Here is a 19,919-nt window from a genome sequence, read left to right on the forward strand (position 1 = left end):
ATACTCGGGTATCCGTTTAAAACGAAAACAGACAGGAGATATTGTTGCTTGATATGGTGTGGGTTCTGCCCGGTCAAGGTTAAACGCGTGTGGAAGCCGGTGTCTGAACAGATCCCTACCGTGCGTCAGTCCTGAATAACCAGCGTTTCGGTACTTGTGATATTGTTACACGCTTCACATTGTCGCGAGCGCAACTGTGTGACACGCTCGATCACTGTGCCGAGGTTAAGGAAGGGATTCCGTCGAGCGCCAACGGTATAGCTATAAATACGGTTACGAAAACTATTCGGATGCAGGAAGTTCTGCGCCGAGTTTCGTCGCGGTATCAATTACCCAGTTACGATAGTTTAGGAGCGGCGTTAGTCCAGTAAGACCGCCGCAGCCCTCGCTGCTTTGCGGGCCGGTCGACCAGGCCACGATGCCGATTACGGCGGCCCGGCCGGCCTCGAAGGCGGGTCCGCCGGAATCGCCGGTGCAAGCGCCGAGGCCGGCGCTTTTGTCGCGCGTTTGCGGATCGACTAGGCGAATTTGCAGCGAGCCGGGCTGGCCGGTGACGGCGAGCGCGGCCGCACGCGGAATGCCGAGGCCGCGAGGCGTGAACGGCACGGTGACGCCGAAGCCGGCAACGGTGAGCGTTTCGCCGACCGTGACGCGGCGCGCGGGTGCGAGCACGGCGGGCACGACGCTGTCGGGCAGCGGTGCTTCTAATTTCAAGAGTGCGACGTCCGCCGTGACACGTGCGGCGGTGTACGCCGCCATGCTGAACTGCGGATGCGTCGCGATGGTGCGGACGCCGACGGTCTGGCCGGACTGATAGACGCGAACTTTGTAGGCGAGCGGCCGGCCGACGCAGTGGCCGGCGGTCAGCACCAGCTCGCGCGTCAGCGCGGTGCCGGTGCAGAGGTCCCCTCGCGGATCGACGATCATCACGATGGCGCGCGAGGCCCAGCCATGGGCGGGCGGCGCCGGGCCGACGATGGCTCCGGCGGGCGACGAGATCATTGCAATGAAGGCGAAAATAATCGCCCGGCTGTGAACCGTCAGTCTTGAGAACCCCAAAAAGCCTCTCCCCGAGGAGCATTCACCTTTACCCAAACGTCTCTAAACATATTCATGCTTTATCGCCAAACTGTATTCCGCATGTTCCGAAAGCGCTGATTGTCTCCAACTGATGCTTGGATAGTTCGTAATTTCCAGGCCTTCAGAATGCCGGCGACGACCCCAGAAAATCAACGTATTGCCGCTCAGTACATACGCATGTCCACTGACATGCAGAGGTACTCAATCGAGAATCAAGCGGCAGCTATTGCCGCCTATGCGGCGGCAAAGAATATCGAAATCGTTCGGACCTATACCGACGCCGGAAAAAGCGGCTTGCAGATAAAGGGACGGCCGGCGTTAAGCCAATTACTGAGCGACGTTAGGCTTGGCGAAGCAAAATTCGGGACCGTACTTGTTTATGATGTAAGCCGTTGGGGACGATTTCAGGATGCTGATGAAAGCGCGTATTACGAATATCTCTGCAAGGAGGCGGGCGTAACAGTTGAGTACTGCGCCGAGCAGTTCGAGAACGACAACACGATTGTTACGACTCTTCTTAAGAGCATCAAGAGAGTAATGGCAGCGGAGTACAGTCGCGAACTTTCTCAAAAGGTTTTCGCGGGCCAGCAGCGGGTTGCATTGAAAGGCTTTCACGTTGGCTCAGCACCTATGCTGGGGCTTCGGCGGTGTCTGATCGACCGAAACGGCCGAAGAAAAATGATCTTAGAAAAGGGCGAACGAAAAAATATCAAGGACGATAGGCTAATTCTGGTTCCTGGCCCTGATGAGGAGGTAAATCTTATAAAGGCGATTTTCGAGATGTTCATCGATCAAAAAATGACAGGCAAGCAGATAGCGAAGGAGCTTAATACAAGGAAGATTAAATCAGCTACCGGACGACGATGGAATGATGTCAGCGTCTACGGAATCCTGCGGAACGAGAAATACGCTGGCGCAAACGTTTACAACCGGTACTCAAGAAAACTAGGTGGCTGCTCGAAGAGAAATCCGTTTAGCGAATGGGTGAGGGTGCCAGGGGCGTTTGAAGGAATAATTTCTCCCGGAAGATTTGTGGCCGCGCAGCGGCAGCTGAAAGAAAACGCAAATCCGTACGACGGCAACGAGCTGAAAAATTATCTCACCGCATTGTGGTGCGTTCGTGGTGCGCTGTCTCGGTCGGTTCTCGAAACTCGGCAAGTTGGACCCAGCGCGAATACGTATAGAGACCATTTTGGTGGTTTGACTAAGGCGTATAAGGAAGTTGGATATCGTGACACCTTCATAGAAGGCCGTCCGGAGAATAGGCGGGTCGCGCAAGCTGTCAGATCGACGATAGTGCAGGAGCTTTTAAATCGAGGGGTCCCTGCGCGAATTGTGCCAGATGGTCGAATCCACGCAGCAGACGGAGTCTTTATCGCGATTGTTGTGGGCCGAACGCCGCCTTCAGCGCCAGCTACGCATTGTCGATGGCGTTGTGTGGTTGAAGGACAGAGGCAAAAGGATGTGTTGGTCGTAGTTCGTTCCGATAAGATCGCAGATTTTCGCGACTATTTTATTCTCCCTTATTTGTACATGCCGCGCGGCTGTCTCCTCACGATGAGCGGCCGTACTTATAGATTCTTGAAGCCATTTCGTTCTGACGATCTAGAACCGCTGTATAAAATGCTCGAGCGGCAGGAGCTTGCATAGAGTATGCCGAATAAGTACGAGCGACGTCAGCGTAAGGCTATACGAAACTTCCGCTATTTGACGGCGCAGGAGGAGTCGGAAAGCCGTGCGGCCGCTATAGAGAAGGCTACGTCTGCATTTTCCGTAGCATGTGAATTAGTTGCTCGCCATGAATTCCAGCAGGTTCTTCGCGGTGCGGGCGTAGATCGAGTGCCAAACTTGTTGCTTTCCATCAGCCGCCCCGACTTGCATCCGTCCCTGCTATTTTTAATCGCCTGGACGTTTATCCGATTTGTTTCAAAAATCGAAACGGTGGCCGTTGAAATGAAACGGAAGCACCCAGACCTGCTTGGGCAAATGAATGAAGCATTTGTCGGTTTGGTGGAGCATGGCCCGTTTCCGCCCCCTATGATTCTTTGCGATCTTCGCGAGATCGTTGAAGATTTGGCAACATCAGACACGGGTTAGCGGCCCCTTGGTTATGTCAGCGTCCGTCGCGAATACGGGCGGGGACAAGGGACGGCTACGGCATATTTGAAAATTGAATGCCGCAGCGAACAACAGCGAACTGGCTTCTACAACCCCGACATCACTGTAGGTTGATAACCGGGAACAGAGCGGAATACCGGGATACCAACTTTGTCTTCGGATAGCGGATTTAAATGCCGGATAAAAAGAATAAATTGATATGTGGCTTCAGGCGGTTGGCGCTGGCGGGCATCGTTAGAATTGGGTCTAATTGATAATCAAAATTAAGAATGGCCGTGGGCCGTGGGGATATCGGAGGCCGATGGGTACGCAAAGCGCGCGCTCGACTTTGTCGAACGCCTGCAGGGCCTTTCCGACTACGACGAGATTTGCCGCTTTATTGTGCAGGAGCTGGAGTGGTTCGGGCTCACCTGCGTCACCAGTTGGACGGTGCCGGGGCCTGGCTGCGAACTGAAAGACGGCATCCAGTTCAACAATCGCCCGCAGGGATATATCGAGCGTTACGTCGAGAAGAACTACGTCGCCTACGACCCCGTGATTAGCGAGCTTCGGCGCAACCTAAATCCTTATTCCTGGAACGATATCCGTAAGAACCGTGACCTCGCGAAATTCGAGAAGGAGATTATGGATGAGGGCCGCGAGTTCAGCGCGCGGGACGGGTTTCTAATCCCGATTGTCACGGGTTCGGGGTCGGTATCAATCTTCAGCGCCTGCGGGCTTGAACCGAATCTCTCTCCGCGCGCGCGTTCTGCCTTGGAAATCATCGGCATTTATAGCCACCATGCGCTACGCCGTTCGCTCACGCAGCGTCAGCGTGAAGAACAGCCTCACAAGCCGCTGTCGGCGAGGGAACGCGAAGTCCTGCAATGGGTGGCGGCAGGCAAGACGGACGATGAAATTGCCGACATCTTGTCCGTAACCACGCGCACGGTCACCTTCCACGTCGAGAGCGCAAAGAAGAAGCTTGATACGTTCCGCCGCATTTATGCGGTTGTGCAAGCCATTCGCGTCGGTGAGATCACGCTTTAACGCGCTAGCTTTTTCACACCTGTAAATTCTTACAGTAGCGGCAATGGCGGCTCACTGGAAAAATCTTCTCCACTCAGGGACGGGGGAGAAAAATGTTTCTTGTGTTGAACGGTCGACAGCGCCGCGAGAAAGCCGATTACTTCGAGCGCATCTTCACATTACGGCGGCAGGTTTTCATCGAAGGCCGTGGTTGGTCTCTGCCGTGCTCAAACGGCTGCGAAATCGACCAGTACGATGACGAGAATGCCTTCTATTTTATCGACCTGACCGACGACGGTGAGATTCAAGGATCGGTGCGGATGACGCCCACCGTGAAGTCCTCGCTGATGGCCGATTACTTTCCGCACCTGGTGGAGAATGGCCTGCCGCCGCGGTCGCCCACCATTTACGAGGCCACGCGCTACATCGTCCTCCCGACCAGGAAAACCCGTGAGAACAACCGTATCGCCAAGGTGCGACTTCTGACGGGCCTGATGGAGTGGTGCCTGTCGATGCAGTTGACCTATCTCCAGACCGTCATCGACAGCGGAACGCTCTCCAGCTTCGTCGAGATCACGCCGCGCACCATTCCGCTGGGATTATCCCATCCCTACGGCGGCGGCAAAGGTGTTCCCGGCGGCGGCGAATGCATGGGCTTTCGTTGGCCTATCACAGAGCAAGTGCTGCAGGATATCCGGGATTACGGCGCGCGTACGGTGCGTGTCCCGCGCCTGTCGCCACAGCCGGCATTGGCCGTCGCTGCAGCCGTCCACTGAATCGCTTATTCCCTTTAAGGAGGTTCTTATGACCAAGCTCGCGCGTCCGGTCACCAAGGACGAGATCGCCGCCTACAATGTCGCCGGCGTCGTCCTGCTGCGTGGCATCCTCGACCTTCAGACCGTCAATTCACTCCGGGGCAGCATCGATGAAGCGGTGCGCACGCTGAAGGAGAGCCCTGCCGGGTATGACTTGAGTTTCCTGACGCGGGCGTTTGAAGCGGATGACAACGCCACGCTGAAATCGGAAAGCGGCGGCCAGCATAATGTTTCGGACATCATGGATTTCATCAAAGAGAGCGGGAAACCGCTGCTGGTCGACAAGGTCGAACAGAGCAAAGGCAGCTTCCTGCTCGACACCGGCATTACGTCGCGGCTGCGCGATTTCCGCCGCTTTACCCTCAATGGTGCCGCGCCAGAGATTGCCGCTGCGCTGCTTGGCTCAGAAAAGGTCAACTTCTTCGGCGACCAGGTGTTCGTGAAAGAGCCGCGCACCCGCGAGCGTACCGCCTTCCATCAGGATGCAACCTACTTCGAGATCGACGGCGATCAGTGCTGTGTTCTTTGGATTCCGGTTGACCCGGTAAAGCTGGAGAACGGGGCCATGATGTATGTGCGCGGTTCTCACCGTGACGGCAGGCTCTATCAACCCAACGTCTTCATCACTCAGACTCCGCTGCCGGGCGCACAGGGGGAGCCGTTACCCGACATCGAGGGCAATATGGCTGACTACGATATCGTCCATTTCGACGTCGAGCCGGGCGATGTTCTCGTGCATCACTACCGCACGGTTCATGGCGCAGGCGGCAACAACAGCCGCTATCAGGTCCGCCGCGCGGCATCGCTGCGCTATTGTGGCGATGACATCCGATTCAAGACCCGGCCCTGGGCGCCCAAGCAGCTCCACCACACCCAGCGCCTCAACGAAGGCGATCCGCTCAGCGGTCCGGACTTTCCGGTGGTGTGGACGCGCCGGAACGAACAGGAGGCGGCGTAGTCCGAATGACGGGCAAAGCGGTCGAGACCGCTGCGTCGGTCGGGCGCGGGCCGCGGAACTACGCAGATAACGTCGAGACACTGCTGGGCATGATTGATTGTGCGATCCTGGAGGGGGCACAAATGAGGCTACCGCTCTTCGTGATGTTGCTCCGGTTGGCGAGAATTGCGCTGATCGAGAACGCGTCGAGTGAATTGGATATGGATCTCGCAGCCCTGTTACACCCGCCAGGCAAATCCTCGGCCGTATCATGAGCCCACGAGCGGAGGCCGGTAAATCCGAACCCGACTTACGCAAGCTCATGCAACAGGTCGTTGAGACCACATCGCCGCCGCGCTTTCTCGAGCTTTATTACTGGACGCAAGAGCCGGGCATGGCGCGCCTCGTGCGCCGGCTGACGGAGCTTCCACCGGAGGTTCTCGGCGCGCTTGCCGCGTTCATGGATGCGGCAGCGGGTGATCCATCGCTGACGGCGCGGTTGCGGAACGGACGGCTTGAACTGAAGGCACGCAAAGCCAAGGATGCGCTCGCGATGCTCGACTACATGCTCTCGGACAATTCGGACAAGGCTGCTTCCGGTAGGCTCCGCTGTTCCTATCGTACCGCCGAAGAGGTGCCGCCTAGCCGTGACCGGTAGAAGAATTTACACGCCGCAAATGCAATTAAGCAGATTGCCCGAGACGAAATTCAGTTCCCTCAGACCACAGGATGACCACAGAAACCCCGCGAACGAACGCGAATAACCGGCCTCGGACCTCACAGAAAGCACTGGATTCTACTGAGTTTTCAGGAAAGCAAGCGCGCTCATAACGGTCTGGTTGGAGGTTCGAGTCCTCCCGGGCCCACCAATCGTTTCAATGCGTTAGTTGCCGTTTTTCTTTGACGGCAGAAGCTATCGCCGGGATTGCAATTCGTGATCGCACGAGATCGCAATTGAGCTGCAAGCGCGCGCCGATGGCTCCGGCCGTCAGCCGAAATAGGCCTCGCGCACCTCGCTGCGGTCGGCGAGCTCGGCGGCGGTCCCGGCCGCCACCACCCGGCCTTTCGACAGAACATAGCCGTAGTGCGAGATCGCCAGGGTCTGGTGGACGTTCTGCTCGACCAGGAACACCGTGATGCCACGGGCGCTGATATCCTGAATAATCCGAAAATTATCCTTCACGAAACGTGGCGACAGCCCGAGCGAAGGCTCGTCGATCAGCAGGATTTTCGGCGCGCGCATCAGGCCGCGCCCGATCGAGACCATCGCCTGTTCGCCGCCGGACATGGTGCCGGCGAGCTGGTTCTTGCGTTCGGCGAGGCGCGGGAACAGTCGATAGATCTCCTCGAAACGGCTGGCGACCGCATCGGCGGAGCGTTCCTGATAGGCGCCGATCCGCAGGTTCTCGGCGACCGTCAGTTTGGGGAAGACCTTGCGGCCTTCCGGGATGCAGGCGATGCCGGCTGCGATGATCCGGTGGGTGGCGAAACCGGTAATGTCGGCGCCGTCGAACCGCACCTGCCCGGCGCGCGGTGGCGTCAGACCGAGGATCGAGCGGATCAGCGTCGTTTTGCCGGAACCGTTTGAGCCGAGCAGGCAGGTGATACGTCCCGGTTCGACGGTCAACGATACGCCGTTGAGCACGTCCGCCTTGCTGTAAGCGGTGGTGATGTCCGAAAGCTCCAGCCGCCCGCTCATCATGCCACTCCGAGATAGGCTTCCTGGACCTGCGGGTCGGCGGCGACCTCGCGATAGCGTCCTTCGGTGATTTTCCGGCCGAAATTGAGCACGATGCAGCGATCGGTGATGCGTTCGATCACGCCCATTTCGTGTTCGACGATGACGATGGACAAACCGGGCATGGTGCTGCGGACCTGCAGGATGTCGCTCATCAAGGCATCGGTCTCGTCGTGTGTCATGCCGGCGGACGGTTCGTCGAGCAGCAGCAGCTTCGGTTCGCTGACGAGCGCGCGGCAGATCTCGATGCGGCGGCGATCGATCATCGGCAGACTGCCGACCGGTTCCAGCAGGCGGTCGGCGAGCCGCGGTTCGAAGATTTCAACGAGCGCGCGGGCTTGCCGATACTGCGTCTCGAATTCCGTCCGGAATGCGCCACGCTGAATGAGATTGAACCACAGGCCGTGATTGAGGCGCTTGTGGTTGCCGATCATGATGTTGTCGAAAATCGACAACGGCAGCGACAGCCGGGAACGCTGGAAGGTGCGGGCGATGCCGGCGTTGTAGACAGCGGGCGCCGGTGCGCTGGTCAGGTCGACGCCATCGAAGGTCACGCTGCCTTCGTCGACCGGATAGATCCCGGTGATGACGTTGAAGAATGTGGTCTTGCCGGACCCGTTCGGGCCGATCAGCCCGACCACCTCATCGCGGTTGACGTCAATATCGAGCTGGTCGAGCGCGACCACGCCGCCGAAGCGGCGGGTGACGCCACGGGCTTGCAGCAGGGCGGCGGTCATGCGCGCCACCCGGGGAAGTAACGCCGGACCGGCCGCGGCAGCAGTCCCTCGGGGCGGAACAGCAGCACCAGAATCACCAGCGCCGCGTAAAGCAGGAAGCGGTATTCCTGGATAGTCTGTAGCTTCTCCGGAACGATGACGACGATCGCGGTCGCAACCGCGAGCCCCCAGGCATTGCCGATGCCGCCAAGCAGCAGGATCGAGACGAGGATCAGCGAATCCGCGAAAGTGTAGTTGTTCGGTGCGACGAAGCCACCGATCATGCCGAACAGCGCGCCGGCGATACCGATCAGGAAATTGCCGATGGTGAAGGCGGTGATCTTCCAGCGCGCGATGTTGAGGCCGAAGCAGGCGGCAGCCGTTTCGTCGAGCCGCAGCGCGTCGAGATTGAGGCCGATCCAGGATCGCTCCAGCCGGCGCGTCAGTGTAAAGGCGGCGACTAGCAGGATCAGCGCGACGACGAAATAGTGGAGATAAAACGATAGGTCGTAGCCGGCGACAGTGACGTTGTCGTTGAACGACCAGCCGAGGATGTTCATCGGCTTGACCTGCAGCCCTTGTGGTCCGCCGAGCACGTCATTGACCTCAAGGAAGGTCTTTAGCAGGAGGGCGAAGGCGATCGTCACCAGCGCGGCGTAATGACCGCGCGTGCGCAACACCGGCAGTAACAGCAGCGAGCCGATCGCAGCGGCGATCAGTCCGCCAATCACCAGCACCAGGAGATGCGGGATCGCGGTATGCGCGTTGAGGACCGCCGAAGTATAGGCGCCGATCCCGAAAAACGACGCGCCGGCGAAATTGAGGACGCCGGCGTAGCCGAACTGCACGTTCAGTCCGAGCGTCGCGACTGTGTAAAGCATCACCGTGAGGATCAGGAGCAGCACGAAATGGTCTTCGTGGAACCAGGCCGCGAGCAGGACCAGCGCGACGATGCTGGCGATACCGACCGTATCTTCGTGATCGGAGAAGCTTTGCGCGACGGGATCGAGAAAGGAGAAGCGATAGGCGGCCGTCACAAAGATGATGGCGCCGGCAAGCAGCGCGATGATCAGATTCTGTTTCTCGACGCCGAGCAGGACGGCGAGATAGACGGTCACCGCCGCGACGGCGGCGAGCGCGGGCAGGGAGGTGGTCGCGTGCGAAGAGGGGGCGGACATCACACGCGCTCGCTGATCTTTTCCTGGATCAGCCCGGTCGGACGCCAGGCCATGAAGGCAATGATGACGCCGAAAGCGAAGACGTCCTTGTAGGCGCTGGCGAACGGCATCGCGACAGTTCCGATGGTCTGCAGCGCGGCGAACACGAAGCCGCCGAGGATCGCGCCATAGACGCTGCCGAGCCCGCCGACGATTGCGGCGGCGAAGCCGATCACGCCGAGATAAAGTCCCATGCCGAAATTGATCTCGTTGTAATAGAGGCCGTTCATGATTCCAGCGAAGGCGGCGAAGCCCGAGCCGATCGCGAAGGTGATCAGCACGATGGCGGTGAAGTTCACCCCCATGCTGCGGGCCGTTTCTTCATCCTGCGCGACCGCGCGGATCGCGAGGCCAAGGGTCGTGCGCCGCAACACCCATTGCAGCGCGACGATCACGGCAATGCCGGCGGCGAGCATGATGACGTTGTCATAACGCAGGTTGAAGGTGCCGAGCGTCAAAGAGCCGTTTGGCAGCAGCGAGGGAAATGGCTTCGGGTTGGCGCCCTGCGGGTAGAACAGCCGCACGGCTTCGCGCAGCACCGTGCCGGCCATCAAGGTGATCAGCAAAGTGTTGAGCGCCGGAGCGGTGCGCAGCGGCATCACCAGCACGCGCGCGATCAGCATGCCGAGCAGGGCCATCATCGCAATTGCGGCGAGCAGGATCAGCAGCAGCACGACCGGGCCGCTGGTCACGCCGGCCGCGGTGAGCCCGATATAGGCGGCGAGCGCGGTGAATGCACCGACGGTAAGTACGTCGCCGTGGGAGAACTTGATGACGTCGAGCACGCCGAAGAACAGCGTGAAGCCGACGGCGACGAGGGCATACATCATGCCGAGCATTAGCCCGTTCATGACATATTGGGCGAGCAAGCCCGCATTCATGCGCGATATCCTGTCGTGACGGAGAAGATCATGCGGCGGAACGGCCACCGTCCCGCCGCATTGTCTGTCGGGGCTTATTTCTGCCCGGGCAGCTTCCGCTTGCCGCTGGCATACTCGCTGTCATCCCATTCGACGAATTTGCCGTCCTGGATGACATATTTGGTGATGACGGCAACGGTGTTCTGCCCGTGGTCGTCGAAAGTAATCTTGCCCACGATCGAGTCGCGATCCTTCACATTGGCAAGATCGGCAATCACCTTTTTGCGGTCCGGTCCGACCTTCTCGATGCTGTCGAGGATCATGGACATCGCGGAGTAGGCGAACGCACCATAGGCTTCCGGCGGGTTGTCGTATTTTTGGGCGTTGTACTTCTCGAGGAAGAACTTGCCGCCGGGCAGCTTCTCGGTCGGCGCGCCTTCGCGGAAGGCGAGGACGCCCTCGGCGAGCGGACCGACGCCCTGGATGAAGGCGTCGGAGACGATGCCGGACGTGCCATCGAACACCGCCTTGATGCCGAGCTTGTCCATCTGCGCGCGGATGCGCACGCCGATCGGCGTCAGGCCGCCGAAGTAGATCACTTCGGGATTGAGCGCCTTGATCTGCGTGAGTTCGGCGGTGAAGTCCTGCTGGTCGGCGGTGACGCCGAACCGGCCGAGCACCTTGCCGCCGAGCTTTTCGAAGGCCTTGGTGAAGTACTGGTTGTGGCCTTTGCCGTAGTCGGTGGTGTCGTGGATGATCGCGACGGTTTTATAGCCGACCTTGTGCAGCAGCTCGGCGTTGGCGTCGTTCTGGTTGATCATGGTGCCGTTAACGCGATGCACCTCGGCATATTTGTTGCGATAGGTGATATCGGGCAGCACCGCGCCCCAGACGATGATCGGGAAACCGAACTTGTGATAGACGTCGACGGTCGCGATCGCGGTCGCCGAGCAGTAGTGCGTGGCCGCGCCGATGATTTCCTTGTCGGCAGCCATCTTGGTTGCGACCTGCACCGCGACGTTCGGCTTGCATTCGTCGTCGAGCACGACGAGTTCGTATTCGTATTTGGATTTCGGATCGGCGTTGCGAAGCTTGACGGCGAGGTCGGCTGAGTTGCGCCCGCCGAGACCGTTGGCAGACACGCCGCCGGTCAGCGGTCCGATGAACCCGACCTTGACCTTGTCTTTCGCGTCGGCGATCCCGATGCTGGCCGCCAGCGCCGCCGCCGCGATGATCGTTATGGCTTGTCCCGATCTCATCAAAAATCCCTCCTTTGTTTATTGCCGATTACACTCCGAAAGGTGGTTTTCTCGCAAGGTCGTTGCCTCGCAATGCATCATCGCGACGCGATTTGTTGAAATCGCTGCCATATCGGTAGAGACGGCCGTTTGTGCATCGGCTTTCGCGAGGGAAGCTGCGCGACAATGTCGCGATCGACGACAGCTTGACCGGCGCGCTGTCCATCCTCCGGGATCGGCGTGTGAGCGGCAGCGGCGCGCGAACATCAACTCCCAGTGCTCGCTACGGCTTTGCAAACCTTATCTGGTCGTTGGCCGGTGATGTCCCGCGCGCCGGCATAGGCAGCACGTTTCTCCAACCATTTCTTGCGCGATGCCGCTGGATGCCTGGTTCCCCAAACTGGCGCTGCAGGTCCCGCCCGATGATTGTGCAGTGCAAACTTTCGGCGCTGGGCAGACTCACCGGTTCGGCGGCACAAGCATCGGTGCAGGATCCGGACTCATCCGGCGCGCTTCCACGTTCAAAGTGGTTGCAATGTTGCGGGTCGATTGAATACAACGCGGCGTTACCGCGGTATTACGCCGCCGATTCCAGACACGCTGTTCTGTGATTTAAAATGGCCCCGCGCCCCAGCAAACCTTCTGAAAACGACCGGATCAGCAGCATTTGCGACGCTCTGCGTCAGGCCATTATCGAGCAGGCCTTAAGGCCGGGCACCAAGTTGCCGGAAGACACGGTCGGGGAGCGGTTCGGTGTCGGCCGTACCATTGCACGGCAGGCTTTGGCGCGGCTCACTGCCGAGGGCCTCGTCGATCACAAGCGCAACCGGGGTGCCGAAGTCGCGACACCCAGCTGGGAGGAGGCGAGGGATCTCTTCGATCTGCGTCTCAGCCTGGAAAGACTCGTTGTGACGCGGCTTGCCGGCCATCTGACGGCTGAGCAGATCGGCATTCTTCGTCAGCACATCGCCAAGGAAAGCACGGCGCGGAACTCGCGCGAGGCCATCTCGGTCCACCTCGCCACCGAATTCCATACGATCCTCGCGGAAATGACCGGCAGCCCGGTTCTTACTCGTTATGTGCAAGAAATATGCAGGCGCTGCGGACTGACGCTGACGCTCTATGCGCGGCCGCATTCGTCCGAATGCGCCATCAATGAGCACATGGAGATCGTGGAAAGCCTTGCAAAAGGCGATGTTGAGGCCGCGATACGCATCATGCACTTCCACCTGGAAGAGGTTGCCAATCGCGCTCTGATTTCTCCCGTCAACGTCCACACAACAAGCCTGATGGATGTACTCGCTCCTTATGCAAACGGCGCGGACGATAAGCCGAGCGGAGATGAGGGCAAGACGGAAAAGGCAGAAGCGAGCGCGCGGGCAAAGCCGGCGCGCCGCAAGGACAACCCGCGCAAGTCGGGCCGCCATTAAGCGGCGCCGGCATGCGACCGGCGCCGCCTCGGCGTCTCAGGCCTCGATGCCGTTTTTGGTCAGCAGGCGCTCGGCGCTGTCGTTCCAGACATCCTGCGCCACGATAAGCCCGTCGCGGACAACGAAGCGGTCGACATAGCGGTTGCCTTCGAAGGGCGTGCCGTCCGGCCATTCGCCGTAAAGCGTGCCGAGGCTGTACACGATGGTTTCGTTCTCGCCGGGGACGGTCTCGAAGCGATCCATCTTCTTCTTCACCCATTTATAGCGGCGTGCATTGAAGCCGGTGGCGCCGGTCGGGCTGTCGAATTTGCGCCCGCCTGTGAAGGTCAGCGTGAAGTCGGAACCGACATATTTCGCCGCCGCCACGGGGTCGGGGATCATGTGTGTCTCGAGATAGACGCGCACGATTTCAGCGTCTCTCGCCGTATCGGCTTTTTTCCCGGCCGCGCTCATTTCTGCAACTCCTGTTGGTTTCTCAACGCGTTGATCAAGCATCTGCGGTCCCCCCTTCCGGCGCAAAGCCGCGTTCCTGGCAAAATAGACTGGACGCGGAAGAAATCGCATGCATTAATTGCATGCATAATAAACGGGGAAACGCTCCACTCATAGTTCAAAAAATTGGACATGAGTGTGTGCAAAAAACTCAAACTGGCATGCAATTTGCAACCCGCGTTGCATTGCGTTTCGCACAGAGAGGGAGAGACAAATGAAATGCGCATATCGGCATTGGTCGCGCCGCCTGGTGGTGGCGGGCCTTTCGGCAGCCAGTCTGCTTCTGGCCGCACCGTTCAATCTCGCGCAGGCTCAGGAGCCGATCAAGGTCGGCTTGGTCGCCGCGCTGTCGGGCCAGTCGGCAAAATCCGGCGAGGCCATCATCCGCGGATTGAGCATCGCCATCAGCGAGGTGAATGCCGCCGGCGGCATCAACGGCCGCAAGCTCACGCTTGTCTCGCGCGACGACGAAAGTAACCCCGGCAAGGGTCTGCTTGCGGCGCGTGAGCTCATACAGCGCGAAAAGGTCGCGGTTCTCTTCGGCGGGCTCGACAGTCCGGTGTCCCTCGCCATTGTGCCCTTCGCCAATCAGGTCAAGACGCCGTTCATCGGCGTCTGGGCTGCCGGAACGAACATCACCCGAAACGGCGCCAAGGATAACTACGTGTTCCGTGTCTCGGCGGTGGATGCCTTCGTCGGCGAGGCGCTCGTCAACTACGCGATCAAGAAGCACCACACGAAAAAGCCGGCGATGATCCTCATCAACAATCCGTGGGGCGAATCGAACGAGCACGCACTTCAGGACTCTCTCAAAAGGCATAACCTGAAGGCGGTCGGCATCGAAAAGTTTGAGACCAACGATGTCGACGTCGTGCCGCAGCTCACGCGCCTGAAGCAGTCGGGCGCGGATGTGCTGTTCATGGTGGCCAACGTCGCGCCGTCTTCGCAGGTCGTCAAATCACTGGAGCGCATGGGCTGGGATGTCCCGATCGTGTCGCATTGGGGTCCGGCAGGCGGGCGCTTCACCGAGCTTGCAGGTCCGCGCGGCGAGTCGGTCCATTTCATTCAGACCTTCACGTTCAGCGAAAAGCAATCGGCCAAGGCGAACGACATCCTTGCCAAGCTGAAGGCCGACTATTCGGTCAAGACGCTCGCCGATGTCACGCCGGCCGTCGGCATCGCCAATGCCTATGATGCGCTGCATCTGTCGGCGCTCGCCATGAAGAAGGCGGGCTCCACCGACGGAACCGCCATCCGCAATGGCTTTTACGCCATCGACAAGTATGACGGCCTCATCAAGACCTATGTAAAGCCGTTTTCGCCGAGCAATCACGATGCGCTCGGTCCGAACGACTACATCTTCACGCATTTCGTGAAAGGTGAAATCATCCCCCTCGAATAGCAACGGGCGGGGCGGCAGGCGCCGGCGCCTGCCGCCCTCCATGTCGTTAAAGAACCAAGCGGGGACGATTGATGCTGTTTACCTCGGCGGTCATCACGGGTCTTGGGCTTGGGGCCATGTATGGCCTCATCGCGCTGGGCTTCCACATTACCTACACCGTTTCGAACACCGTCAACTTCGCGCAAGGCAGCGCGATGATGGTCGGCTCCGTGCTCGGCTTCGTGCTGATGGTGACGCTCGGCATGCCGTTCTGGATTGCGGCTCCGATCGCGCTGGCCGGCTGCGCTGTGTTCGGTCTCATTGTCGAACGGTTCCTGGTGCGGCCTTTCGTCGAGCGCAACTCCGATGCCTGGCTGATGGCCACCGTCGCCGGCGGCATCGTCGTCGATAACGTCGTTCTGTTCACGTTCGGCAAGGAGCCGCGCAGCCTGCCGTCGCCGCTCGCAAGCCAGAGCATCGACTTCTTCGGCACCGGCGTTTACCCGCTGCAGCTTGTGATTCCGGTGGTGGGCGTGGTGGTCGCCATCGCGCTGCAGCTTGTTTTCCGCCGCACGAATATCGGCAAGGTGCTGCTCGCGGTGGTGCAGAACCGCGACGCCGCCCGTCTCATGGGCATCAATGCCAAGGTGGTCGTCGCCTTTGCGTTCGCCATCTCGACCGCGCTTGCCGGACTCGCCGGCTTGCTCATCGCGCCGCTGTTCTCCGTGCATTCCGACATGGGTACGTTATTCGGCCTGAAGGCCTTCGCGGTCGCCATTCTCGGCGGCATCACATCGGCATCCGGCGTCATCGTTGCCGGGCTTCTGTATGGCGTGATCGAGGCTTTGGTCACGGCTTATCTCGGGTCGACCTATACCCAGATCGTGGTGTTTTCGATGATCATCCTCGCGCTCGCGCTGCGGCCGAATGGTCTGCTCGGACACGCCACCGTCAACAAGGTCTGATGAGAGGACGCCGATGAAGCATATTTTCGGATCGTCCAACCCGGCGATGCTTGCCGCGATTGGACTGATCACCGCCGGCAGCGTGGTCTTCGCCCTGGTCGGTGGCAGCTACTTCACTTTTGTCGTTGCCCTCGTCGCGCTGACCACGATCGTCGGCGTCGGGCTGAATATCCTGGTCGGCCTGACCGGCCAGATTTCTCTCGGCCATGTGGGTTTCTATGCCATCGGCGCCTATGCAGTCGCCATCCTCAATCTGAACGGCGTCAATTTCTGGCTGGCGTTCCTGGCGGCAGGCGTTCTCGCCGGCGCGGTTGGCGCCTTGCTCGCGCTGCCGGCCATGCGTGTGTCCGGCCCGTATCTCGCGATGGTCACCATCGCATTCGGCTTCATTGTCGAGCACGGCATCATCGAGATGCGCGATCTGACCGGCGGGCAGAACGGGCTGATGGGTTTCGCCGGCCCGAGCCTGGGCGACTTTGTGTTCACCGAACGCGAAATGGCGATCCTTGCCATCGTGCTGGCCGGCCTGGCGCTCGTTCTGTTCGACCGGATCGCGCGCAGCGGCTGGGGCCGCGCCATGATCGCCGTCCGTGACGCGGAGATCGCTGCGCGTTCAGTGGCCTTGCACCCGCTCGTAATCAAGGTCGCCGCCTTCGCCATATCGGCGGCGTTGACCGGTCTTGCCGGCGCGCTTTATGCGCCGCTGATGATGTACATCGCGCCGAGCTCGTTCATCCTCTCGCAGTCGATCATTTTTCTTTTCGCGGTGATCGTGGGCGGCATCGGCTGGACGCTCGGGCCGGTGGTCGGCGCGGTCGTGACCGTGCTCCTGCCTGAGCTTCTCTCGGGGCTCGCCGAGTATCGTTTACTGTGCTTCGGCATCATGCTTCTGGTCGTGCTATGGCTTGCTCCTTCGGGCATTGTCGGCGCTCTCTCCCGTTTCCTGCGGAAGCCGAAGGCTGAATCCGGCGCGGAAGTTTCGGCTGCTTCGGTCACCGACTTCCTGCGGCGGGAAAAGGGCGGCGACGGCCTGACCGTATCGGACATCGGCATCACGTTCGGCGGCATCCGGGCAGCGAGCGGTGTGAGTCTCAATGCGCCGCTCGGCCGCGTGACCAGCATTATCGGGCCGAACGGAGCCGGCAAGACAACCGTGCTGAACATGATCGGTTGTTTTTACCGCCCGAACACCGGCTCGATCCGTATCGGAGCGGTTGAACTCGCCGGTCGGTCGGCGACGGTTGCGTCGCGCGCCGGCATTTCGCGCACCTACCAGACAACCAAGCTGTTTCCCTCGCTCAGCGTGCTGGACAATGTCCTGATTGGCCTCCGTCGCGGGCACTTGGGCAATCCGGTCGCCGCGCTTGCCCAGCCGAAGGATACCGCCATCGCCGCGGGGCTTCTCAGGTTCGTCGGTTACGAGGGTTCGCTCAATGCCCTCGCGGCAGATTTGCCGCACGTCGATCGCCGCCTTGTCGAGATCGCGCGGGCGCTGGCGCTTCGCCCGGCGGTGCTTCTGCTGGACGAGCCGGCGGCGGGACTGGTGCAGGGCGAGAAGAACGTCCTGTCGAGACTTCTCAGGCAGATCGCAGATCTCGGTATCGCCGTCGTGCTCGTCGAACACGATATGGGTCTCGTCATGGGCATATCCGACGAGCTCCTCGTGCTCGACGCCGGCAAGCCGATCTCGTCCGGAGATCCGGCGAAAGTGCGCAAGGACCCGGCTGTGATTGCGGCCTATCTGGGCTCGGGTGAACTCAAGGCCAAACCGCGCCCGCAGGCCTGGCGTGCGCCGGATGAGAGCGTGCTTGCGGTGGACGATCTGTGTGCCGGCTATGGGTCGGTCGGCGTGCTGAAGTCCGTCGATATCAAGGTCGGGCTGGGCGAGATGGTCGCTCTGCTCGGCGCCAACGGCGCCGGCAAGTCGACCACGATGCGGGCGCTCAGCGGCCTGCTGCGGCCTGTCGACGGGAAGGTCGTTCTGGGCGAGGAAGCCATCGAGCGCTTGCCTGCGCATGAAATTGCAAGACGCGGATTGGCGCTGGTTCCGGAAGGCCGCCAGATATTTCCGGAATTCAGTGTGCTCGACAACATCCGTATCGGCGCGTTCCGGCGCGGCAGGGGTGACTATTCATCCGAAATCGAAGCCTTGCTCTGCCGGTTTCCGCGCCTGCGCGAGCGGCTGCACCTCAGTGCCGGCCTTTTGTCCGGCGGCGAGCAGCAGATGCTGGCGGTTGCGCGCGGCTTGATGGCGAAGCCCCGCATTCTTCTGCTCGACGAGCCGTCGCTCGGCCTCGCGCCGCAGATGATCGAGGAACTGTTTTCCGTGCTTGCCGATCTGCGCGACCAGGGGGTCACCATCCTCCTTGTCGACCAGATGGCGGCGCTCACGCTTGCTGTCGCCGACCGCGGCTACGTGCTCGAACAGGGCGCGCTGGTCCGTGCCGACACGGCGGACGCATTGCGTGGAGATCCCGCTCTCGAAGCGGCTTATCTCGGCAATGACCGGGTTTGCGCCGAAGCGGGGGAAAAGGTGTCAGCATGAACGAGGGATCGCCGCTTGATATTGTTCTGCGTCGCGGCCGCATCCATGGAAGCGACCATCAACGGCCAATGGATATTGGAATACGCGCGGATCGCATCGTAGAGGTCGCGCCGTCGATAAGCGCTGATGCGCGCGAGATCGACCTCGGTGGCCGCCTTGTCTGTGCCGGCTTCATAGAGACGCATATCCACCTCGACAAGGCGTGCATTCTTGGCCGTTGCGGACATTCGGAATCGCTGGCGCATGCAATCGCCAAGGTTTCCGCGCTCAAGCGCGATTTCACGCAGGACGATGTCTACGCGCGCGGCCGGCGCGTTCTGGAGAAGGCCCTTATCCAGGGAACGACGCGCATGCGCACGCATGTCGAGGTCGATCCGCGTGTCGGACTGCGGGCCTTTGATGCGATCTCCCGGCTCAGGAAGGACTACGCCTGGGCGATCGATCTCGAGATTTGCGTGTTTCCGCAAGAAGGCCTCCTCAACGATCCGGGGACCGACGATCTGCTGGTTGAGGCGCTGGAAGGCGGGGCCGACGTCATCGGCGGATGCCCCTATACCGACACCGACCCCAATGGCCAGATCGCACGCATTTTCGAACTGGCGGAGCGCTATGACGTCGATATCGATTTTCACCTCGATTTCGATCTCGATCCGTCAAGCATGGATCTGTACGAGGTGTGCCGGCAGACGGAAAAGCACCGTCGCGGCGGCCGCGTGGCGATCGGGCATGTGTCCAAGTTGTCCGCCGCGCCGCCGCCTGTGCTGCAGCAGGCGACGGAAATGCTGCGCAGCTGCGGCGTGGCGGTGACTGTCCTGCCTGCGACCGACCTTTTTCTCATGGGGCATGGAAAGACGCATTCGGTGCCGCGCGGCGTCGCCCCGGCGCATCGTCTGCTTCAGCAGGGCGTGACCTGCAGCATTTCGACCAACAACGTGATGAACCCTTTTACGCCGTTCGGCGATTGCTCGCTTCTGCGCATGGCAAACCTGTACGCCAATATCCAGCAGGTCGGGCAGGAGAAGGAGATGGCGCTGTGTTTCGAGATGGTGACGTCGCAATCGGCGCGCCTCATGAATTTGAAAGACTACGGCATCCGGGTCGGCGCCGCCGCGGACCTCGTCGTTCTCGATGCCGAAACGCCGGAGGCTGCGGTTGCGGAGCTGGCTCAGCCTCTGCTCGGATTGAAAGCCGGGCGCGAAACGTTCAAGCGCCCGCCGCCGATCGTGCTTCATCCGGTTTCCGGTGAGCGCACCGTGATCCGGGACGGGCAGGATTTCCCCGCGCATCGGCAGGACGACCGGTCGGTCAAGGATCAGATCAGCCTGGTCTGAATTCGGCGCTCAAAACGAGATTGTGCGATTCGGCGAACGGATCGCCGG

Annotated in this window: 19 protein-coding genes; 12 read left to right on the top strand and 7 right to left on the bottom strand. The window is 60.4% G+C overall.

Translation table 11 applies throughout. The annotated features are described in order from the left end of the window. Positions 1 to 282 precede the first annotated feature (282 nt). Positions 283 to 1,002, bottom strand: a complete 720-nt coding sequence (locus tag AB7F10_RS17635; RefSeq protein WP_428563081.1) for a S1 family peptidase — start codon at positions 1,000 to 1,002, stop codon at positions 283 to 285. Between the two features lie 204 nt (positions 1,003 to 1,206). On the opposite strand from AB7F10_RS17635, the gene AB7F10_RS17640 reads away from it, so the two are divergent. From AB7F10_RS17640 to AB7F10_RS17670, 7 genes are all read left to right on the top strand, one after another. After that, positions 1,207 to 2,730, top strand: a complete 1,524-nt coding sequence (locus AB7F10_RS17640; protein ID WP_428563079.1) for a recombinase family protein — start codon at positions 1,207 to 1,209, stop codon at positions 2,728 to 2,730. 3 nt (positions 2,731 to 2,733) lie between these two features. Then, positions 2,734 to 3,177, top strand: a complete 444-nt coding sequence (locus AB7F10_RS17645) for a hypothetical protein (RefSeq protein WP_428563077.1) — start codon at positions 2,734 to 2,736, stop codon at positions 3,175 to 3,177. A gap of 303 nt (positions 3,178 to 3,480) precedes the next feature. Then, positions 3,481 to 4,227: a helix-turn-helix transcriptional regulator gene (locus tag AB7F10_RS17650; RefSeq protein WP_428563075.1), complete on the top strand. Its 747-nt coding sequence runs from the start codon at positions 3,481 to 3,483 to the stop codon at positions 4,225 to 4,227. A 92-nt stretch (positions 4,228 to 4,319) separates the two neighbouring features. Further along, on the top strand, positions 4,320 to 4,982 hold the full coding sequence (locus AB7F10_RS17655) for an acyl-homoserine-lactone synthase (RefSeq protein WP_428563073.1): 663 nt from the start codon (positions 4,320 to 4,322) through the stop codon (positions 4,980 to 4,982). A 28-nt stretch (positions 4,983 to 5,010) separates the two neighbouring features. After that, positions 5,011 to 5,979: a phytanoyl-CoA dioxygenase family protein gene (locus AB7F10_RS17660; RefSeq protein WP_428563071.1), complete on the top strand. Its 969-nt coding sequence runs from the start codon at positions 5,011 to 5,013 to the stop codon at positions 5,977 to 5,979. A gap of 5 nt (positions 5,980 to 5,984) precedes the next feature. Further along, positions 5,985 to 6,233, top strand: coding sequence for a hypothetical protein (locus AB7F10_RS17665; RefSeq protein WP_428563069.1), 249 nt, complete (start codon positions 5,985 to 5,987; stop codon positions 6,231 to 6,233). Beyond that, a complete protein-coding gene (locus AB7F10_RS17670; RefSeq protein WP_428563067.1) occupies positions 6,230 to 6,616 on the top strand; it encodes a hypothetical protein in 387 nt (128 codons plus the stop codon). The genes AB7F10_RS17665 and AB7F10_RS17670 overlap by 4 nt, the downstream gene beginning before the upstream one ends. A 330-nt stretch (positions 6,617 to 6,946) precedes the next feature. Here the strand turns inward: AB7F10_RS17670 and AB7F10_RS17675 are convergent, their stop codons facing one another. The 5 genes from AB7F10_RS17675 to AB7F10_RS17695 all read right to left on the bottom strand — a co-directional run bounded on the left by AB7F10_RS17675 (position 6,947) and on the right by AB7F10_RS17695 (position 11,748). Continuing rightward, positions 6,947 to 7,657: an ABC transporter ATP-binding protein gene (locus tag AB7F10_RS17675; RefSeq protein ID WP_428563065.1), complete on the bottom strand. Its 711-nt coding sequence runs from the start codon at positions 7,655 to 7,657 to the stop codon at positions 6,947 to 6,949. Continuing rightward, complete coding sequence (locus AB7F10_RS17680; RefSeq protein WP_428563063.1) at positions 7,657 to 8,433, bottom strand: ABC transporter ATP-binding protein; 777 nt, start codon at positions 8,431 to 8,433, stop codon at positions 7,657 to 7,659. The genes AB7F10_RS17675 and AB7F10_RS17680 overlap by 1 nt, the downstream gene beginning before the upstream one ends. Next, on the bottom strand, positions 8,430 to 9,590 hold the full coding sequence (locus AB7F10_RS17685) for a branched-chain amino acid ABC transporter permease (RefSeq protein ID WP_428563061.1): 1,161 nt from the start codon (positions 9,588 to 9,590) through the stop codon (positions 8,430 to 8,432). Before AB7F10_RS17685 ends, AB7F10_RS17680 begins: the two co-directional genes overlap by 4 nt. Continuing rightward, on the bottom strand, positions 9,590 to 10,510 hold the full coding sequence (locus AB7F10_RS17690) for a branched-chain amino acid ABC transporter permease (protein WP_428563059.1): 921 nt from the start codon (positions 10,508 to 10,510) through the stop codon (positions 9,590 to 9,592). Before AB7F10_RS17690 ends, AB7F10_RS17685 begins: the two co-directional genes overlap by 1 nt. A 74-nt stretch (positions 10,511 to 10,584) precedes the next feature. Next, a complete protein-coding gene (locus AB7F10_RS17695) occupies positions 10,585 to 11,748 on the bottom strand; it encodes a branched-chain amino acid ABC transporter substrate-binding protein (RefSeq protein WP_428563057.1) in 1,164 nt (387 codons plus the stop codon). Positions 11,749 to 12,344: 596 nt separating this feature from the next. Between AB7F10_RS17695 and AB7F10_RS17700 the strand changes: the two genes are divergently transcribed. After that, complete coding sequence (locus tag AB7F10_RS17700; protein WP_428563055.1) at positions 12,345 to 13,157, top strand: GntR family transcriptional regulator; 813 nt, start codon at positions 12,345 to 12,347, stop codon at positions 13,155 to 13,157. A 36-nt stretch (positions 13,158 to 13,193) separates the two neighbouring features. Here the strand turns inward: AB7F10_RS17700 and AB7F10_RS17705 are convergent, their stop codons facing one another. Then, positions 13,194 to 13,610 carry a nuclear transport factor 2 family protein gene (locus AB7F10_RS17705; protein ID WP_428563053.1) on the bottom strand — a complete coding sequence of 139 codons (417 nt, stop codon included), beginning with the start codon at positions 13,608 to 13,610 and terminating at the stop codon, positions 13,194 to 13,196. 253 nt (positions 13,611 to 13,863) lie between these two features. Between AB7F10_RS17705 and AB7F10_RS17710 the strand changes: the two genes are divergently transcribed. From AB7F10_RS17710 to AB7F10_RS17725, 4 genes are all read left to right on the top strand, one after another. Continuing rightward, positions 13,864 to 15,051, top strand: coding sequence for an ABC transporter substrate-binding protein (locus AB7F10_RS17710; protein ID WP_428563051.1), 1,188 nt, complete (start codon positions 13,864 to 13,866; stop codon positions 15,049 to 15,051). Positions 15,052 to 15,122: 71 nt separating this feature from the next. Beyond that, the gene (locus AB7F10_RS17715; RefSeq protein ID WP_428563049.1) at positions 15,123 to 15,995 is read left to right on the top strand and encodes a branched-chain amino acid ABC transporter permease; all 873 of its coding nucleotides are present in this window, start codon (positions 15,123 to 15,125) and stop codon (positions 15,993 to 15,995) included. Positions 15,996 to 16,008: 13 nt separating this feature from the next. After that, positions 16,009 to 18,540, top strand: coding sequence for an ATP-binding cassette domain-containing protein (locus tag AB7F10_RS17720; protein ID WP_428563047.1), 2,532 nt, complete (start codon positions 16,009 to 16,011; stop codon positions 18,538 to 18,540). Next, positions 18,537 to 19,871 carry an amidohydrolase family protein gene (locus AB7F10_RS17725; protein ID WP_428563045.1) on the top strand — a complete coding sequence of 445 codons (1,335 nt, stop codon included), beginning with the start codon at positions 18,537 to 18,539 and terminating at the stop codon, positions 19,869 to 19,871. The genes AB7F10_RS17720 and AB7F10_RS17725 overlap by 4 nt, the downstream gene beginning before the upstream one ends. Positions 19,872 to 19,919: the final 48 nt, after the last annotated feature.

Source organism: Pseudolabrys sp. (genome assembly GCF_050250095.1).
Classification (GTDB): domain Bacteria; phylum Pseudomonadota; class Alphaproteobacteria; order Rhizobiales; family Xanthobacteraceae; genus Pseudolabrys.

Coding starts and splice junctions, on each gene's coding strand:
- AB7F10_RS17695 (WP_428563057.1), bottom strand. CDS start 11,748: ATGAGATCGGGACAAGCCATAACGATCATCGCGGCGGCGGCGCTGGCG.
- AB7F10_RS17670 (WP_428563067.1), top strand. CDS start 6,230: ATGAGCCCACGAGCGGAGGCCGGTAAATCCGAACCCGACTTACGCAAG.
- AB7F10_RS17640 (WP_428563079.1), top strand. CDS start 1,207: ATGCCGGCGACGACCCCAGAAAATCAACGTATTGCCGCTCAGTACATA.
- AB7F10_RS17645 (WP_428563077.1), top strand. CDS start 2,734: ATGCCGAATAAGTACGAGCGACGTCAGCGTAAGGCTATACGAAACTTC.
- AB7F10_RS17720 (WP_428563047.1), top strand. CDS start 16,009: ATGAAGCATATTTTCGGATCGTCCAACCCGGCGATGCTTGCCGCGATT.
- AB7F10_RS17655 (WP_428563073.1), top strand. CDS start 4,320: ATGTTTCTTGTGTTGAACGGTCGACAGCGCCGCGAGAAAGCCGATTAC.
- AB7F10_RS17710 (WP_428563051.1), top strand. CDS start 13,864: ATGAAATGCGCATATCGGCATTGGTCGCGCCGCCTGGTGGTGGCGGGC.
- AB7F10_RS17690 (WP_428563059.1), bottom strand. CDS start 10,510: ATGAATGCGGGCTTGCTCGCCCAATATGTCATGAACGGGCTAATGCTC.
- AB7F10_RS17660 (WP_428563071.1), top strand. CDS start 5,011: ATGACCAAGCTCGCGCGTCCGGTCACCAAGGACGAGATCGCCGCCTAC.
- AB7F10_RS17705 (WP_428563053.1), bottom strand. CDS start 13,610: ATGAGCGCGGCCGGGAAAAAAGCCGATACGGCGAGAGACGCTGAAATC.
- AB7F10_RS17715 (WP_428563049.1), top strand. CDS start 15,123: ATGCTGTTTACCTCGGCGGTCATCACGGGTCTTGGGCTTGGGGCCATG.
- AB7F10_RS17685 (WP_428563061.1), bottom strand. CDS start 9,590: ATGTCCGCCCCCTCTTCGCACGCGACCACCTCCCTGCCCGCGCTCGCC.
- AB7F10_RS17700 (WP_428563055.1), top strand. CDS start 12,345: ATGGCCCCGCGCCCCAGCAAACCTTCTGAAAACGACCGGATCAGCAGC.
- AB7F10_RS17680 (WP_428563063.1), bottom strand. CDS start 8,433: ATGACCGCCGCCCTGCTGCAAGCCCGTGGCGTCACCCGCCGCTTCGGC.
- AB7F10_RS17675 (WP_428563065.1), bottom strand. CDS start 7,657: ATGAGCGGGCGGCTGGAGCTTTCGGACATCACCACCGCTTACAGCAAG.
- AB7F10_RS17665 (WP_428563069.1), top strand. CDS start 5,985: ATGACGGGCAAAGCGGTCGAGACCGCTGCGTCGGTCGGGCGCGGGCCG.
- AB7F10_RS17635 (WP_428563081.1), bottom strand. CDS start 1,002: ATGATCTCGTCGCCCGCCGGAGCCATCGTCGGCCCGGCGCCGCCCGCC.
- AB7F10_RS17725 (WP_428563045.1), top strand. CDS start 18,537: ATGAACGAGGGATCGCCGCTTGATATTGTTCTGCGTCGCGGCCGCATC.